Origin of the sequence: Myxococcus sp. CA040A, assembly GCF_013336725.1 — a bacterium.
Classification (GTDB): Bacteria; Myxococcota; Myxococcia; order Myxococcales; family Myxococcaceae; genus Myxococcus; species Myxococcus llanfairpwllgwyngyllgogerychwyrndrobwllllantysiliogogogochensis.
Genome location: NZ_JABUMR010000003.1, coordinates 295,692 through 310,486, shown reverse-complemented (window position 1 = coordinate 310,486; position 14,795 = coordinate 295,692). Strand labels below are relative to the sequence as shown.

Here is a 14,795-nt window from a genome sequence, read left to right as displayed (position 1 = left end):
GTGGGCAGGGCGGACGAGCGCGCAAAGCCCGCCTGGAAGTACAGGGCCGGCCCGCCTGGTCGCCTGCCTGGAGCGTGTCGAGGGGCTAACGGCGACGCTGGTGGGCCAGGGCCGTGGCCAGCGTCTCGCGGACCTGGTGGGCCCGGAACAGTCGGTCCGCGGTGTCCACCAGGTTGTCCACGTACAGCACCTGCTTGCGCAGCCGCGCGGGGAGCGCGCGCGTGCCCAGGTGCGCGCCCAGCAACGCGCCCGTCAGCGCCGCCGCGACGTCCGCTTCTCCACCGCAGCGCAGCACCAGCGCCACCGCCTCGCGGAAGTCGTGGGGCACCTTCAGCGCGGCGTACAGCGACGTCAGCAGCACGGGCACCACGTGCGAGGGCAGCCCGTCCACGCCCTTCAGCTCGCTGGGAGGCACGCCCACCTTGCGCAGCTGCGTCAACGCGCGCGTGGTGTCCCACGTCAGGAGCCGGGGCAGGTGCCGCACTTCCTCGGCCAGCCCCTTGTCATGCACGGCCGCCGTCAGCGACAGCTGCTCACAGAAGGCCGCGGGCGTCAGCGGCTCCTCCTCCATGCCCAGCGCGGCCGCCTGCGCGAAGGCGGCGGCGGCGGCGGCGCAGACAGGGTCCTTGTGGGTGATGACGGTGAGCACACCCGCGTCGTGCGGCAGCCGCGCGCGCTGACCGCTCTCCAAGAGGCCCACCACCAATGAGCGGCTGAGCACCGACGGGCAACGCGTGCCCAGGGGCGCGCCCGCGCTCATCCACGGCGTGCCGCTGGAGAGCCGCTGGAGCGACTCCGCGAGGCTGCGAGGCGGCTGGAGGATGATGCCCTCCTGCCACAGCCACGCCAGGTGCGCCGCCGCGCTGCGCCCGTCCACGCGGCCCTCGCGGATGACGCTCTCCGCCGCCGCCAGCAGCAGCTGCGTGTCGTCGCTGAACTGGCCCTTGGCGAACTTGCCGCGCGGCCTGGGCGCGAAGTCCTCGGCGAGCCCCGGCAGCCGCGCGAGGCTCGCGGGGGGGATTCCGCGCAGCGGAAAGCCGAGCGCATCCCCAATGGCGAGCCCCACGAACGCCGCATGGAACCTGTCCTGGCGCTCAGAGGGAGTCAGCGGCATGGAGTCGAGGAGATTAACCGAGGCTCAGGGCTGGACGGACAGGGAGAAGCGCGCGAATCGCGTGAAACGCGCACGGCTTCCGGTGAAATGACACGCGTGGGGACTTGACTCGCGAAGGAGGAGGCCACTCGCGTGTTTCACGCGAGCGAATTCCACCCCATACACCAGGACGCCCGCCGTCATCACCGTCCACCCTCCTTGCCTCGTGCCCCCCGCCGTCGCACGCGGGGGTGGGCTGACTACCGCAACCAGCACGCGCGCGGCAAGCCCGAGCACCCGCATGCATTCGCGCACCTGCACACGTGTCCAACTCCGGAAGCTTTCGTGCCGCCACTCACACGGAGCGCATGGCGCACGAGGAACGCGCAGGTGGCAGCATCACGCGGGAGTCGGCACACGCGCCGTCACGCGTCAGGCGTCGTCGCGGCCCAGGTTGACGACGGCCTGCAAGCGCGCCAGCACCGCCTCCGCGCCCTGGTGCAGGTGTGTCCCGTCCCAGAGTGCGGGTGTGGAGTGGCCGCCATGCAGCGTCCAGTCCAGTTCGGCTTCCGCGTACACGAGGTTGCGGAACACGACGCGGTCCTCCAGCGCGTGGTCGACGATGTAACGGCGCGCCGCGGCGGAGGGCTTGTCGGCGATGCGGTGGAACAGCTCGAGCGAGGCAGAGGTCATGGCGCCGTCACGGGGAGGAAGAGGTCGGCCAGGTCCTTGCGGGAGCGGCCGACCAGGTCCGCCAGTGTGTACCGGTCCAGCACCGCGAGGAAGGCCTCCCGCGCCTCCGCCAGCACGCCCTTGAGCCCACAGGCCGGGGCGATGGGGCACGTGTTGGTTTCACGGTTGAAGCACTCCACCAGTTCGAAGTCGGGCTCGGCCGCGCGCAGCACCTTGCCCACGGAGATGTCCTTGGTGGCGCGCGCCAGCGTCACGCCTCCGGAGCGCCCGGCTTTGACCTCCACGAAGCCCTCGCCCGACAGCGTCTGCACCACCCGCACCAGGTGGTGCTTGGAGATGCCATACGCGTCCGCCAGCTCCTGCGTGGACGCGAGCCTTCCGGGGCGGGCGGCGAGGTAGAGCAGGACGCGCAGCGAGTAGTCGGCGTGGAGGGTGAGGTGCACGGTCAGCGGGCTCCGACGGCCTCCACCCTGGGGGCGCTCGGCAGGAAGGCATCCGCGTGGAGGTCCTTCAGCGAGAGCCCCGAGAGGAAGAGCTTCTTGCGCAGGGATAACACCAAATCGGAATCGCCGCAGAGCCACGCCCGGTAGCCCACGGGCTTCGGACACTCCGCGCGGATGAGCACGTCGAGCGCTCCCTCGGCCACGTCCCGGCTTCCTCCCGTCAGCACGCCAGGTCTGTAGTGGAAACCCACGTTGCGCGCGGCCAGCTCGCGCAGTTCGTCCGCGAGGTAGAGCCCCTCGGGCGTGCGCGCGCCGTGGAAGAGCCAGATGGGGCCGGTATGCCCCGCCTCCAGCGCGTCGCGCGCGATGCCGTAGAGGGGCGCCAATCCCGTGCCGGTGCCCGCCAGCAGCAGCGGCTGTTCGGGGCGACCGGGCACGTAGAAACAACTACCCGCTGGCCCCTGCACCGCCATGGCGTCACCGACGCGCGCTTCCCGGACCAGCCAGCCACTCATCGCGCCGCCCGGCACCAGACGCACGTGCAGCTCCAGCAGGCCCTCGCGCGGCAGGCTCGCCAGGGAGTAGCTGCGGGCCAGCCCATCCGCCCGCAGCAGCGACACGTACTGCCCCGCCCGGTAGTCGAAGGACGCGTCCGTAGTGAGGCGCACGCGCAGCACGCTGGGGGACAAGAGGGACATGGACTCGATGCGCGCGGGCACGCGCAGCGCATCCGCGCCCGCCACCTCCAGCTCCGCGCCGGTGACGGGCCGGCAGACACAGGCGAGGAAGTAGCCTTGCGTGCGCAGCGTGTCCTTCAACCCCGCGCGCGCGGCCTCCGGCACGTTACCGGACAGCGCGCGCATGAGGCAGGACTGGCACGCTCCCGCGCGGCACGCGTTCGGCACGGCCACCCCCTGCCGCAGGAGCCCGTCCAGCACGCTCTCCTCGGCCTCCAGCGGATACCACCGTGACTCGTGCTTCACCCTGGCCATGGCGCGCCTTTCGTCCCTTCAGCGATTCAACACGTCCGCGCGAGCGCCCCCGGCGATGGCGAGCACCCGCTCCACCAGCGGCGCAGGAACGTTGAGCTCCTCCAGCGTCGCGCGCAGGTGCTCCACCACCGCGTCGAAGTGCACGTCGTTCAGCCCGCGCTTCACCAGGGGCGCATGGCCGGCGCGCATGTCCTTGCCCGTGTAGTTCGAGGGCCCGCCCGTCACCATCGTCAGGAACGCCTTCTGCTTCGCGGACTGGCGCTCCATGTCCACGTCCTCGAAGAAGTGGCTGATGCGGTCGTCCGACAGCACCTTCCGGTAGAACACGTCCACCGCCGCCGCCATCGCCGGCTCTCCGCCAATCTGCTCGTAAACGCTCTTCTCCTGCGCCGCAGTGCTCATCGCGTCCGCTCCTTCCGCCCCATCCGGGCTTAAAGATGCATTTCAAATGCATCGATTCGGGCGTAAGGTCAACTACAGCAGGACAAGGAGCGCGAATCGCGGGAATCAGTCGGGGCCTCCGGGCCACCGTCGTGCGGTGGTCATGTCTCCGCGCGGAAGTTGCGGCCCATTCCCGCGCCCGTGCCGACGTAGTGGCGGAACACGTAGAGCAGGGGCTGCCAGCGCTCCACGTCGATGTGCTGCGTGCCCGGCACGGTGACGGACTCGTGCGCGTGCACGCGGGTGACGCGCAGCTCGGCGATGACGAAGGAGGGCTCGGGGGCCTCGAGCGTGGGGCTGGAGCGGCGCGCGGACAGCAGCACGGCCTCGAGCTGCAAGGGACACTCGGCGACGCGGGGTGGCGCGACGGTATCGGAGGGCAACGGCGTGAGGCCCGCGCGCTCGAACTTGCGAGGCTCGTGCTGATAGCCCTGCGCGCGCTTCGAGTCCGGAACGGGGAAGCGGCCCGTGGTGGGCGCCAGGCGCTCGACTTGAGGCCACAGGGACGCGGAGGGCAGGTTCACCACGGCCTCGCGCGTGCGCTCCAGGTTCGCCAGGCCCTGGCCCAGCCCGCCCAGTCCAAGCACCAGCCTGTCATCGAGTGCCCACGCGGAGGACAGCGGCGTCAGGTTGGGTGAGCCGTCTTCTTGAAGGGTGCTCAGGAGCGCCACCGGCGTTCCGAAGTAGAGGATGCGGGGCGCAATCACACGATGTCTCGTCGGCTCGGTCATGCCCGCATCCCTAGGGCACGGGTGGCTCGAAACGCTTCGGTGCTTGCCGAGACGTCCGCGTGCCGCCCGGCCACCCACGCAAGCCCCCGCCCGAGATAGTTCGGCGCGCGCCGAAACGTCCTCGTAGGCTTGGCCCTCAAGCTCTCGCCATGCCCCACCCCATCGACCTCGCCCTCACGGCTTCACTCATCGGCGACGCCACGCGCGCGGGCATGCTCTCGCGCCTCCTCGAAGGACCCGCGAGGACCGCGGGCGAGCTCGCACGGGAAGCAGGCATCTCCCCGCAGACGGCGAGCGGACACCTCGCGAAACTCCTGGAGGGAAACCTGGTCCGCGTGGAGGTGCAGGGCCGCCACCGCTACTACCGGCTCGCCAGCGCCGACGTCGCACGCGCCCTCGAAGCGCTCAGCCTGCTCGTCCCCACGCGCGTCGCCACCGTGCGCGTACCAGAGCCGCTGCGCTTCGCGCGCACCTGTTACGACCACCTGGCGGGCACGCTGGGCGTGGCGCTGGCCGAGGGCCTGGAGAAGCGCGGCCTCTTGGAGTCCGGCGAGGACAGCTACGCCCTCACCCCGGAGGGCACACGCTTCGTGGCGAAGTGGGGCGTGGATACACAGACACTGTCACAGGGCCGCCGCGCCTTCGCGCGCCGCTGCCTGGACTGGAGCGAGCGCCGCGCCCACGTGGGTGGGGCGCTGGGCGCCGCGCTGGCGGAGCGCCTGTTCGCGCTGCGCTGGATTGCACGCCGGCCCGAGGGCCGCGGAGTGCGGCTCACCGTCGAGGGCCGGCGGGGCTTCGAGAAGTCGCTGGGGCTGTCCTGGCCGTGAGGCCCGGAGACTGACTCAGGCCCGAGCGTTCGCGGCGCCGATGCGAGCCGCCTCGCGACGCACGGTGGCCTGCTCCAGCTCGTAGCGCGCGTCCTCGGAGGACAGGCCCTTCAGGCGCTCCTGCGCCTCGGACAGGCGCTTGCGCGCGCCCTCCACGTCGATGCCGGACACGTGCTCCGCGGCGTCCGCCAGCACGAGCACCTTGTCGTTGGCCACTTCCACGAAGCCGCCCGCGACGAAGTACGCGTCACGCTTGCCCGCGTCGATGAGCGTCAGCGAGCCCGGCTCCATCAGCGACAGGAAGGGGGTGTGCCCCGGCCGCACGCCAAACAGGCCCTTGCCGCCGGGCACGATGGCCTCGTCGGCCTGCACCGACAGGATGCGCTTCTCGGGGGTGACAATCTCCACAGTCAGCTTGGCCATGAGGCTCCTCGCACTACCCAAATCAGAAATGGAGCTGCTGGGTGCTGCCACCCACCGGCTCGAACTCCACCACCCCGGCGTCCGTCAACCGAGGCCCCTTGCCGGGGATGCCGAGCGTGCCCTCCAGCCACTTCAAGTGGTGGGTCATCTGGCGCACCTCGGTGAGCTGCCGCGCGGGGACCAGGTCCGTCAGCCGCCGCTCCAGGACTCGCTGACCGTCGCGGCCATACTGCCCCGCCACCAGCACGTTCGTGGCCCAGCCCGGAGGTCCCTTGGGCTTCCTCGCCTTGCCCCGCTTCGGCGCCGGCTCCGGCTTCGTCTTCCCCTTCTCCACCAGGGGCCACACCACCCAGACGCGCTCGCCGTCGTTGGAGACGAAGTAGTAGTCGTCCACCGTCCCCAGGCACTGCTCCAGCTGCCAGACGGGTCCGCTCTCCTTCGTCACCTCGAGCCGGCACTTGCCCGGGCCCGCGTCCACCATGCGCACGCTGTACAAGCCGTTGGCGCTCACCCGGGCCCGTCCCTTTCGCTCCTCCGCCAGGGCGGGGAGCGACAGAACACAGAGGAACAGGGCGAGCGCCGCGTGACGCATGGTCACCTCGGAAAGCGGGTTTGAACCGAGTCTACGCCGCCTGCTTGATCGCGTTCTCGACGACTTCGCTGATGGTGCCCGCCATGTAGAAGGCGCCCTCGGGGATTTCGTCGTGCTTGCCCTCGGCGATCTCCTTGAAGCCCTGGATGGTGTCCTGGAGCTTCACGTACCGGCCTTCCTTGCCGGTGAAGACCTGGGCGACGAAGAACGGCTGGGACAGGAACTTCTGAATCTTGCGGGCGCGGGCCACCACCAGCTTGTCGTCCTCGGAGAGCTCGTCCATGCCGAGGATGGCGATGATGTCCTGCAGCTCCTTGTACCGCTGGAGGATGCCCTGGACCTTGCGGGCCACCGCGTAGTGCTCCTGGCCGATGATGCCCGGGTCCAGGATGCGGCTGGTGGAGTCGAGCGGGTCCACGGCGGGGAAGATGGCGAGCTCCGCGATGGAGCGGTTGAGCACCGTCGTCGCGTCCAGGTGGGCGAACGCGGTGGCGGGCGCCGGGTCCGTCAGGTCGTCGGCGGGCACGTAGATGGCCTGCACGGACGTGATGGAGCCCTTGGTGGTGGAGGTGATGCGCTCCTGCAGGCTGCCCATCTCCGTGGCGAGCGTGGGCTGGTAACCCACGGCGCTGGGGATGCGGCCCAGGAGGGCGGACACTTCCGAGCCGGCCTGGGTGAAGCGGAAGATGTTGTCCACGAAGAGGAGCACGTCACGGCCCTCCACGTCGCGGAAGTACTCCGCCATGGTCAGCGCGGAGAGGGCCACGCGGGCGCGGGCACCAGGCGGCTCGTTCATCTGGCCGTACACGAGGACGGCCTGGCTGGCCTCCAGGTTGTCGGTCTTGATGACGCCCGTGTCCTGCATCTCGTGGTACAGGTCGTTGCCCTCGCGGGTGCGCTCGCCCACGCCGGCGAACACGGAGAAGCCGCCGCGCTCGATGGCGACGTTGCGGATGAGCTCCTGCAGGAGCACCGTCTTGCCCACGCCGGCGCCGCCGAACAGGCCAATCTTGCCGCCACGGGTGTAGGGGGCGAGCAGGTCGATGACCTTGATGCCGGTCTCGAACATCTGCACGCGCACGTCCTGCTCCGTGAACGCGGGGGGCGCGCGGTGGATGGGCCAGTACTCCTGCGCCTTCACCGGGCCCATCTCATCCACCGGCTCACCGGTGACGTTCAGGATGCGGCCCAGGGTGGCCTTGCCGACCGGCACCTGGATGGGGGCGCCCGTGTTCCGAACGGGGGTGCCGCGCGAAAGACCCTCGGTGGAGTCCATGGCGATGGTGCGCACCGTGTTCTCGCCCAGGTGCTGCGCCACTTCCAGGGTGAGGTTCTCCTGCTCCGGCCCCAGGTTCGCGTTCGTCACCTTGAGGGCGACGTAGACCTCGGGAAGACCGCCCGGCGGGAACTCGACGTCGACCACGGGGCCGAGAACCTGGATGATTTTGCCTGCCGTAGGAACTTGAGCGCTCATGGGATGTCGTCTGCCTCGTGCGGGGGAGCGGCCGGCGCCGTGCCCGTCATCAAATTTCGGCCCGGATATGAGGGCGGTGCCCCTTTACCGGGGGCCTCCCCCAGAATCAAGCCTCCCGGGGACCTGACCGGTAAGTCCCGCTTAGCGGATCCACGCCCCCGGCGCCAACCCCCCGGCTACTTCCCGTCCACCTGGTAGACGAGCGGCAGGTTGCCCTTCGAGCCGCCGCCCACCACCACCACCTTGGCGTTGGGGCTGGAGGCGAGCTTCTCCGTGGCCTCGATGCCCTTGAAGCGCAGGTACTCCTCGGTGAGGCCCTGGCGGACGATGTCCTGGTACTTGGCGATGCCCTCGGCTTCGATCTGCCGGCGCTCGGCCTCCTGGCGCTCCTTGTCCAGGGTGAAGCGCATCTTCTGGCTGCGCTGCTCCTCGGCGAGCTTGTCCGCGATGGCCTCCCGGATGGCGGCCGGCAGCGTGACGTCCCGGACGAGGATGGCCTCCACGACGACGTGCTTGCCCTGCAGGGCCCGCGTCACCTCGTCCTGGATCTCCTTTTCAATCTGCTCGCGCCTGGTGGAGTAGATCTCCTCCGGCGCGTAGCGGCCGAACACCTTGCGCGCCTCCGAGCGGGCGATGGGGGCGATGAGGATGTCCGCGTAGCGGGGGCCCGTCTGCGTGTGCAGCTCGAAGAGCTTCGCCGGGTCCACCCGGTAGCGCACGCTGGAGTCCACCTTCAGGTCCAGGCCGTTGTTGGACAGCACGCTCAGCTCGTCCTTCATCTCCTGGACGCGCAAATCGTAGGTGATGAGCGACTTGCCCGGCCTGAGCACATGCAGCCCTTCACCATAGGGCTCACGCTGGGTGCCGCTGCCAAACGAGTCGAAGCCGATGCCCCCGTGGCCGCTGGACACCGTCTCGCACGCACACCCACTGATGCACAGCAGTCCCAGCACCACCCACAGTCGCTGCTTCACGCGGCCCTCCTCGCGCGAGCCCTCACGCGCTCGGGGAGACCCTTAAACGCGAAGGGCCCGCACCCAAAAATGGGGCGGGCCCGAGGCTTGCGCGACAGGAGGCGGGAGCTACTTGAGCGCCTCGGCGCCGGAGACGATTTCCATCAGCTCCTTGGTGATGACCGCCTGACGGGTGCGGTTGTAGGTGAGCGTCAGGCTGGAAATCATGTCCGAGGCGTTGGAGGTGGCGTTCTCCATGGCGCTCATGCGGGCGCCGTGCTCGCTGGCCACGCTCTCCAACAGGGCGCGGTAGACCTTGATGTTGACGGCCTGGGGGACCAACCGGTCCAGCACCGCCTGGCGGTCCGGCTCGTACTTGAAGTCCACCATCGCGGTGGCGCCCTCGGAGGGAGGCGCTTCGACGCCGAGCGTCTGCAGCGGCAGCAGCTGGGCGACGACGACCTTCTGGTTAATCGCGCTGATGAACTCGTTGTAGACGATGTGGACCGCGTCCACCTCGCCGTTGAGGAAGCTGGCGACGAGCTCCTCGGCCACTTCCGCGGCGGCGCGGTAGTTCAGCCGCTGGTACAGCCCACCGAAGTCCTTGCGGATGGTCTGGTTGCGGTTGCGGAAGAAGTCGTTGCCCTTGCGGCCCACCGTGGAGACCTGGATGCGCTCCAGCGCGGTGTTCTCGTAGATGAAGCGGTTGGCGCGGCGGGTGATGTTGGAGTTGAAGCCGCCCGCGAGGCCGCGGTCCGACGTCAGCGTCACCAGCTCCACGCGCTTGACCGGGCGGGCCACCAGCAGCGGATGGGTGAGGTTGTCGTCACCGGAGCGCGCCGTCAGGTCCGAGATGATCTGGTCCAGCATCGACGCGTACGGACGGGCGGCGAGGATGGCGTCCTGCGCCTTTCGCAGCTTCGCGGCGGAGACCATCTTCATGGCCTTGGTGATCTGCCGCGTGTTCTTCACCGAGCGGATGCGCTTGCGAATGTCGCGAAGGGACGCCATGGGACGGAGGACTCCTGTGGGACGTTCTGCCCAGGTGCGCCCGGGTGGGAGCAAGGCAGTCTGACGGCGGGGCCCCCTATATAAGCGGGCCGCAAGCCGGTCAACGGCAGTCCTGCCGGGGCTTTCCGGACACGTGGCCCGGGGGCTGCCGGGCGGGCGACCCTGGGGCTGTCGGAGGTGAGCAGACCCCTTACCTTCCAGGGCATGGCCTCAGCCGTCGCCGCCGGTGGACCCCTGCTCATCGTCGAGGACGACGTGGATATCCGCGAGGCGCTCCAGACGTACCTGGAGCTCCAGGGCTACGAGGTCCGCGTCGCGGGCGACGGCCGGGAGGCGCTGGCGCACCTGGGGGCCCTGCCCCCTCCCTCGCTCATCCTGCTGGACATGGGGCTGCCGGTCCTGGACGGCCATCGGGTGCTGACGGCGCGCGGGACGGACCCGGCGCTCGCGCGGGTGCCGGTGGTCATCCTGTCGGCGGAGACGGCGGACATGAGCCCCCGTGACAGGGCGGTGTACGCGGCGAGCCAGGGCGTGGCGGCCTTCCTGCCCAAGCCGGTGGACCCCAAGCGTCTCCTGGAGACGCTGCGGCGGCTGTTGCCAGGGCTGGCCGCCCCCCAGGCGGACGCACCGGTTTGACGCCGGGGGTCCACACGGGGCTTTGCGAGGGCGGTCGGCCGTAACACAATGGCGCCTGGTGCGGTGGTTCCTGGGTCCATGAAGCCAACCCGAGCGAGCGGTATCTGGGCGCGCAGGGCCCTCTTCCTCCTGCTCGCGGGCACGGTGGGCCTGCTCGTCACCTCGTACCTCGTGCGGGTGAGCTACGAGGAGCGCATCGTGTCCCTGGCGCAGGCGCCCACGGCGCAGGTGGCGCTCGTCTTCGGCGCGGGGCTGGCGCCGGGCGCGGTGCCCTCTCCGGTGCTCGCCCAGCGGTTGGACATGGCGATGGCGCTGTGGCGCGAGGGCAAGGTGCGCGCGGTGCTGGTGAGCGGGGACGAGGTGCAGCCCTTCCACCACGAGACGCGGGCCATGCGGCGCTACCTCCTGGAGCGCGGCGTACCGGAGTCCGCGGTGCTGGGCGATGAGGCGGGGCTGTCCACCTATGACAGCTGCCTGCGGGCGCGCGGCGTGTTCGGGGCGAGTCAGGCGTTGCTCGTCACCCAGCGCTTCCATCTGCCTCGGGCGCTGTTCATCGCCAACTCGGTGGGCATCGACGCGTGGGGCGTGGCGGCGGACGAGGGGCGGTCGACACCCTGGCGCTACACCGTGCGCGAGACGCTGTCGCGCGTGCTGGCCCTGGGCATGGTGCTGCTGAAGGTGGAGCCCGTCTACCCGACGGGCCGCGCGGCGTTCCCGAAGGGCGGCTGAGCCGCCGAACCCGGCAGGCGGGCGGGCGGCGCGAATTGCGGCGGCCCGCGTGGGTTCTCATTGTTGAGGTACGGCGGTTAAGCCCACCCCGCTTGAGCGAGGAGACACCATGCGATTCAAGAAGCTCGGTTCGGAGGACGTGGGCGAGTCCACTTCGTTGCGTCACGTGAATCAGGACACCGGCGAGGAGGAGATCAACATCTCCGACCAGGACCTGGCGGCGACTCCCCCGTTGGAGGAGGAGCCGGACTTCCGAGACATCCTGCCGGATCAGATTCACGAGTTCCGCCGGGGTGACGAGGAGGCGGAGGAAGTGGAGCTGACGGCCCAGCCCGAGGAGCGCTTGCGCCCCGCGCGCAGGGACCAGCTCCCGGAGAGCTAGCGCTTCGGCGCCCATCGGTTGGAAGGTCGAGGCCGGACTGAAGAGGTCCGGCCCGCCTGCGCCCCCGGGATTTCGCGCGGACTCACGGCTCGTGCAGAGCGCTTCCGCCCGCGAACTTCTCCTGCCACGTCTGGAAGATGCCCAGAATCTCTCTCAGGTTCGAGGCTCCACCAAACCCCTCGAAGACGTCAGCGCGCACTCGGCAGCGGACCCAATCCTCGTCCGTTCGATCAATCGTCACTTCCTCGAAGGCGACCCCCGACAACTCCGTCTGGATCAGATCGACATGGATTGACCACCCTGGATTGTCGAGGCTCTCAATCCGAACACCGTACTGGTGCTCCCACTCTCCATCGGAGTGATTGGCAAGCCAGGCTTCCAGCGTGCGTAGCGCATCCATCGTCATGTTCTCCTCCCAGGAGTTCGTTTGACGATGAGGAACGGCGAGACCTCGTCAGGCTGACATTGACGGTCTTCTTGCATCGCGCCGCGAGGCGGCCCCTCGTCGAACAAAGGGGCCGCGCATGGACGCGTCGAGGGCCTACTTCCTCGACTTGGCCTTCTTGACGGCGCCCTTCTTGGCTGCCGCCTTCTTCGCTGGAGCTTTCCCCGCGACGACCTTCTTGGCCCCCGCCTTCTTGGTGGCGACTTTCTTCGCGGGGGCCTTCTTCGCGGCTGACTTCACAGGCGCCTTCGTCGCAGCCGACTTCTTCGCGGTGGGCTTCGCAGGAGACTTCTTCGCAGTGCCCTTCTTCGCGGTGCCCTTCTTCGCGGCTGACGTCGCAGGGGCCTTCTTCGCGGTGCCCTTCTTCGCGGCAGGCTTCGCAGGCGCCTTCTTCGCGGAGGGCGTCGCAGCGGCCTTTTTCGCAGCGGCCTTCTTCGCAGCGGGCGTCGCAGCAGCCTTCGTCGCGGAGGGCGTCGCAGCGGCCTTCTTCGCAGCAGCCTTCGTCGCGGAGGGCGTCGAGGCGCCCTTCGTCGCGGCGGCCTTGTTTGCGGTGCTGGGCGCGCCAACCACTGGCGTATCGGCCTTCTTCACGACGGCCTCACGGGGCTTCGACGCCGTATCCACCTTCGCCGCCGGAGCCACAGTCGACTTCTTCTTCGCCGCCGCCTCCGCGAGCAGCGCCGGCACATCGCTCGTCGCGGGTGCCAACGCCAGTGGCGTAGCCACCTTCTTCGCCTTGGCCTTCTTCGCTCTCGGTTCCGCCTGGGGCGCGCTCACCAGCTTCACCTCGGCGGGCGTCACGGCCACCTGGGGCTTCGCCTTCGTCGCGGCGGGCTCGGCGGGAGCCTTCGGTGCCGGTGCCTCGGCCGCCTTCTTCTTGGGCGCCGCCTTCTTCTCGGGGCCCAACTCCTTGCGCAGCGCCTCCTGCATCGTGGGACGCACGAAGAGCTCCACCTGCTTCACCGCCACCTTCGACGGAGCCTTCCTCCCACCGCCGTCCTTCGTGCCAGCCTTTCCGAATCCGGCGGTCTCGGCGCCCTTCCGGCCTCGTGACGCGTCGTCGTCGTACTCGTAGGCCAGCTCGCGCTGAGCGCCCTCGTCCTCCTCTTCGGCCTCGACGAGCACCTCCTGCGTGACGGACTCCTCCTCCGTCTCCTCTTCGTCGTCCACCCCGACGCCAGAGAGCGCGCCCTGGAGCACCGCGTTCAGCGCGCGCGCGAAGGTGCGCTCACCGAAGCTCTCGACCTCCGCAGGAGGCACGAGCACGTCGAGCATCTCCTTCAGCGTGCGGTACAGCCGCATCTCGCGCTTCTCGCCCTCCCAGGTGCCGAAAATCCATTCCTCGTCACCCAGCGCCTGGACCCAACCCGGCAGGGGTCCACCACCATCGCCCTGCTCCACCATGGCCGACTTGCGCGCGGAGAACAGGTGCCGGTGGGCCCCCTTCATTCCAATGCGCCACACACCCGCCGCCGGAAGGCCCTCCAGCTTCAACCGCGTCTTCTCCAACACGCTCGCGGAGCCCTCGGGCCCGTGCAGCGGGAAGAGATTCACGTCCCCGTGAAACTCGCCCCCGTTGAAGGACAGGTACAGGTGGCCGAGGTCCTCGGGGAATGGAACGCCACACTCCGTCTCCGCCCACCGGACCTCATCCGCGGACACACCCGATGACGCTGCCTTCGCCGACTTCCGCAGTGCCTGCAACCACTCGTGCATGACCCCTCCACGACACAACCATTGCCACAACCTTACGGCGGCTGTGCGTCCCGCGCAGTGCGCCTGTTGGGCTTTTGATGGCCCCCCACACGGAATGATCCAGCCCCCGAGGTAGGGCCACCCAAGCCCTCCCCGGGACCTATCACGACAACGCCGGGCCAGGGCTCCATCCATCCCCTTGCTCGGGAGGAGGACCCGCCACCGACCCAGAAGGCCCCGGGCCTCGCGCCCCCTCCGCTCCAGGCCAGACAGGCCTCTTTCCGCTGATCCACGACCGCGCGGAACGGGTTCCCCGGGGACCCGCCACCCGGGCCGAGCCCGGCTTGAAGCCGGCAGAGCGACCCGTTAGGCAAGGGGCATGGCACATCCCGTGAGCTATGAGGGGACGGCGGAGAACTTCGACCAGCTGGTCATGGAGCCGAAGGGCGAGCTGGTGGTGGTGGACTTCTGGGGTGACGGCTGCCCGAACTGCGAAATCTACGCGGCGGCCGAGCCCATGCTCCTCTCGGAGCTGGACGGCGCACCGATGCGCGTCGTGAAAGTGAACGCATACCAGCACGAGACGCTGGCCCACCGCTTCGGCCTCTACGGCATCCCCACGTTCCTGCTGTTCCGCGAGGGGAAGCTCATCGGGAAGATGAGCCAGTACTACGGCAAGGAATACTGGCTCGGCGTCGTCCGCGACCACCTGCCGACGGCGTAGCACTCCAGGACGCCGTGCTCAGCCCACCTGGGTGAGCCGACCGCCCTCCGGCGGACTCGCGGCGGACACCACGGCATCGGCGGCGCGGCGCGTGTTGGCCTCGATGGCGACCTGACACAGCGCCGTCTGCGCCTGGAGCTGGAGGACGAAGGCCCGCGACCTCGCCGAGCGGACCCCCAGCGCCATCCCGATGAAGCCGAGGACCACGGCCCCTATCGGCCCGCTCTTCATCGCCGCGTCGAGCACCGCGCCAGCGACTCCTCCTCCAACAAAACCAGCCAGGCCCCACGCGAAGACCATGCCTCGTGCCTGGTCATAGAGCGCCTGCGCATGGGCGCGAATGATTTCCGGGTCGTATCTGACAGTCATTGCTTCCCCACGGGTCGAGACCTGCGAATGCAAGCCCATGGAAAGCTTCCACAAGACTCCCGGGAGGGACCTACCTCCCCAGGGGTATGGACAGCAGCGCGTCCATCCTTCGGGGCAACGAGGTTGATGTGGAGCAGGGCCG

At 69.4% G+C, this 14,795-nt stretch carries 19 protein-coding genes; 5 read left to right on the top strand and 14 right to left on the bottom strand.

The window, feature by feature from the left end; translation table 11 throughout:
- Positions 1 to 85: 85 nt before the first annotated feature.
- From HUA75_RS13565 to HUA75_RS13540, 6 genes are all read right to left on the bottom strand, one after another.
- Positions 86 to 1,114: an ADP-ribosylglycohydrolase family protein gene (locus HUA75_RS13565; protein WP_141643358.1), complete on the bottom strand. Its 1,029-nt coding sequence runs from the start codon at positions 1,112 to 1,114 to the stop codon at positions 86 to 88.
- A gap of 411 nt (positions 1,115 to 1,525) precedes the next feature.
- Positions 1,526 to 1,786, bottom strand: coding sequence for a hypothetical protein (locus HUA75_RS13560; RefSeq protein ID WP_141643357.1), 261 nt, complete (start codon positions 1,784 to 1,786; stop codon positions 1,526 to 1,528).
- A complete protein-coding gene (locus HUA75_RS13555; protein ID WP_141643356.1) occupies positions 1,783 to 2,229 on the bottom strand; it encodes an Rrf2 family transcriptional regulator in 447 nt (148 codons plus the stop codon). Before HUA75_RS13555 ends, HUA75_RS13560 begins: the two co-directional genes overlap by 4 nt.
- Before the next feature lie 2 nt (positions 2,230 to 2,231).
- Positions 2,232 to 3,221 carry an FAD-binding oxidoreductase gene (locus HUA75_RS13550; RefSeq protein ID WP_174486643.1) on the bottom strand — a complete coding sequence of 330 codons (990 nt, stop codon included), beginning with the start codon at positions 3,219 to 3,221 and terminating at the stop codon, positions 2,232 to 2,234.
- A gap of 18 nt (positions 3,222 to 3,239) precedes the next feature.
- Positions 3,240 to 3,623, bottom strand: a complete 384-nt coding sequence (locus HUA75_RS13545) for a group 1 truncated hemoglobin (RefSeq protein ID WP_141643354.1) — start codon at positions 3,621 to 3,623, stop codon at positions 3,240 to 3,242.
- A gap of 140 nt (positions 3,624 to 3,763) precedes the next feature.
- A complete protein-coding gene (locus tag HUA75_RS13540) occupies positions 3,764 to 4,369 on the bottom strand; it encodes a flavin reductase family protein (RefSeq protein ID WP_371746105.1) in 606 nt (201 codons plus the stop codon).
- Between the two features lie 173 nt (positions 4,370 to 4,542).
- Between HUA75_RS13540 and HUA75_RS13535 the strand changes: the two genes are divergently transcribed.
- On the top strand, positions 4,543 to 5,220 hold the full coding sequence (locus HUA75_RS13535; protein WP_174453957.1) for a helix-turn-helix transcriptional regulator: 678 nt from the start codon (positions 4,543 to 4,545) through the stop codon (positions 5,218 to 5,220).
- Positions 5,221 to 5,235: 15 nt separating this feature from the next.
- On the opposite strand, the gene HUA75_RS13530 is transcribed toward HUA75_RS13535, so the two are convergent.
- The 5 genes from HUA75_RS13530 to atpG all read right to left on the bottom strand — a co-directional run bounded on the left by HUA75_RS13530 (position 5,236) and on the right by atpG (position 9,673).
- A complete protein-coding gene (locus tag HUA75_RS13530) occupies positions 5,236 to 5,643 on the bottom strand; it encodes a F0F1 ATP synthase subunit epsilon (RefSeq protein ID WP_141643351.1) in 408 nt (135 codons plus the stop codon).
- 22 nt (positions 5,644 to 5,665) lie between these two features.
- Positions 5,666 to 6,235, bottom strand: coding sequence for a hypothetical protein (locus HUA75_RS13525; RefSeq protein ID WP_141643350.1), 570 nt, complete (start codon positions 6,233 to 6,235; stop codon positions 5,666 to 5,668).
- Positions 6,236 to 6,266: 31 nt separating this feature from the next.
- The gene (gene atpD / locus HUA75_RS13520; protein WP_141643349.1) at positions 6,267 to 7,709 is read right to left on the bottom strand and encodes a F0F1 ATP synthase subunit beta; all 1,443 of its coding nucleotides are present in this window, start codon (positions 7,707 to 7,709) and stop codon (positions 6,267 to 6,269) included.
- 176 nt (positions 7,710 to 7,885) lie between these two features.
- Complete coding sequence (locus tag HUA75_RS13515; RefSeq protein ID WP_174486641.1) at positions 7,886 to 8,683, bottom strand: prohibitin family protein; 798 nt, start codon at positions 8,681 to 8,683, stop codon at positions 7,886 to 7,888.
- Between the two features lie 108 nt (positions 8,684 to 8,791).
- The gene (gene atpG, locus HUA75_RS13510; RefSeq protein WP_141643347.1) at positions 8,792 to 9,673 is read right to left on the bottom strand and encodes an ATP synthase F1 subunit gamma; all 882 of its coding nucleotides are present in this window, start codon (positions 9,671 to 9,673) and stop codon (positions 8,792 to 8,794) included.
- A 177-nt stretch (positions 9,674 to 9,850) separates the two neighbouring features.
- On the opposite strand from atpG, the gene HUA75_RS13505 reads away from it, so the two are divergent.
- The 3 genes from HUA75_RS13505 (at position 9,851) to HUA75_RS13495 (ending at position 11,420) form a co-directional block, all read left to right on the top strand.
- The gene (locus HUA75_RS13505; RefSeq protein ID WP_371746104.1) at positions 9,851 to 10,309 is read left to right on the top strand and encodes a response regulator; all 459 of its coding nucleotides are present in this window, start codon (positions 9,851 to 9,853) and stop codon (positions 10,307 to 10,309) included.
- A 78-nt stretch (positions 10,310 to 10,387) separates the two neighbouring features.
- The gene (locus tag HUA75_RS13500; RefSeq protein WP_174486639.1) at positions 10,388 to 11,038 is read left to right on the top strand and encodes a vancomycin high temperature exclusion protein; all 651 of its coding nucleotides are present in this window, start codon (positions 10,388 to 10,390) and stop codon (positions 11,036 to 11,038) included.
- 109 nt (positions 11,039 to 11,147) lie between these two features.
- A complete protein-coding gene (locus tag HUA75_RS13495; RefSeq protein ID WP_141643344.1) occupies positions 11,148 to 11,420 on the top strand; it encodes a hypothetical protein in 273 nt (90 codons plus the stop codon).
- Positions 11,421 to 11,502: 82 nt separating this feature from the next.
- Here the strand turns inward: HUA75_RS13495 and HUA75_RS13490 are convergent, their stop codons facing one another.
- Together HUA75_RS13490 and HUA75_RS13485 are read right to left on the bottom strand one after the other, a co-directional pair.
- Positions 11,503 to 11,826, bottom strand: coding sequence for an immunity 53 family protein (locus HUA75_RS13490; protein ID WP_217446067.1), 324 nt, complete (start codon positions 11,824 to 11,826; stop codon positions 11,503 to 11,505).
- Positions 11,827 to 11,961: 135 nt separating this feature from the next.
- Positions 11,962 to 13,581: an SMI1/KNR4 family protein gene (locus tag HUA75_RS13485; protein ID WP_174486638.1), complete on the bottom strand. Its 1,620-nt coding sequence runs from the start codon at positions 13,579 to 13,581 to the stop codon at positions 11,962 to 11,964.
- Positions 13,582 to 13,939: 358 nt separating this feature from the next.
- On the opposite strand from HUA75_RS13485, the gene HUA75_RS13480 reads away from it, so the two are divergent.
- A complete protein-coding gene (locus HUA75_RS13480; RefSeq protein ID WP_141643341.1) occupies positions 13,940 to 14,284 on the top strand; it encodes a co-chaperone YbbN in 345 nt (114 codons plus the stop codon).
- Between the two features lie 18 nt (positions 14,285 to 14,302).
- Here the strand turns inward: HUA75_RS13480 and HUA75_RS13475 are convergent, their stop codons facing one another.
- Complete coding sequence (locus HUA75_RS13475) at positions 14,303 to 14,653, bottom strand: hypothetical protein (protein WP_141643340.1); 351 nt, start codon at positions 14,651 to 14,653, stop codon at positions 14,303 to 14,305.
- Positions 14,654 to 14,795: the final 142 nt, after the last annotated feature.

Bases quoted from the DNA above. Each gene is read 5' to 3' on its own strand.
- HUA75_RS13565 (WP_141643358.1), bottom strand. From the start codon at position 1,114: ATGCCGCTGACTCCCTCTGAGCGCCAGGACAGGTTCCATGCGGCGTTC.
- HUA75_RS13560 (WP_141643357.1), bottom strand. From the start codon at position 1,786: ATGACCTCTGCCTCGCTCGAGCTGTTCCACCGCATCGCCGACAAGCCC.
- HUA75_RS13550 (WP_174486643.1), bottom strand. From the start codon at position 3,221: ATGGCCAGGGTGAAGCACGAGTCACGGTGGTATCCGCTGGAGGCCGAG.
- HUA75_RS13545 (WP_141643354.1), bottom strand. From the start codon at position 3,623: ATGAGCACTGCGGCGCAGGAGAAGAGCGTTTACGAGCAGATTGGCGGA.
- HUA75_RS13535 (WP_174453957.1), top strand. From the start codon at position 4,543: ATGCCCCACCCCATCGACCTCGCCCTCACGGCTTCACTCATCGGCGAC.
- HUA75_RS13530 (WP_141643351.1), bottom strand. From the start codon at position 5,643: ATGGCCAAGCTGACTGTGGAGATTGTCACCCCCGAGAAGCGCATCCTG.
- HUA75_RS13525 (WP_141643350.1), bottom strand. From the start codon at position 6,235: ATGCGTCACGCGGCGCTCGCCCTGTTCCTCTGTGTTCTGTCGCTCCCC.
- atpD (WP_141643349.1), bottom strand. From the start codon at position 7,709: ATGAGCGCTCAAGTTCCTACGGCAGGCAAAATCATCCAGGTTCTCGGC.
- atpG (WP_141643347.1), bottom strand. From the start codon at position 9,673: ATGGCGTCCCTTCGCGACATTCGCAAGCGCATCCGCTCGGTGAAGAAC.
- HUA75_RS13500 (WP_174486639.1), top strand. From the start codon at position 10,388: ATGAAGCCAACCCGAGCGAGCGGTATCTGGGCGCGCAGGGCCCTCTTC.
- HUA75_RS13495 (WP_141643344.1), top strand. From the start codon at position 11,148: ATGCGATTCAAGAAGCTCGGTTCGGAGGACGTGGGCGAGTCCACTTCG.
- HUA75_RS13490 (WP_217446067.1), bottom strand. From the start codon at position 11,826: ATGACGATGGATGCGCTACGCACGCTGGAAGCCTGGCTTGCCAATCAC.
- HUA75_RS13485 (WP_174486638.1), bottom strand. From the start codon at position 13,581: ATGCACGAGTGGTTGCAGGCACTGCGGAAGTCGGCGAAGGCAGCGTCA.
- HUA75_RS13480 (WP_141643341.1), top strand. From the start codon at position 13,940: ATGGCACATCCCGTGAGCTATGAGGGGACGGCGGAGAACTTCGACCAG.
- HUA75_RS13475 (WP_141643340.1), bottom strand. From the start codon at position 14,653: ATGACTGTCAGATACGACCCGGAAATCATTCGCGCCCATGCGCAGGCG.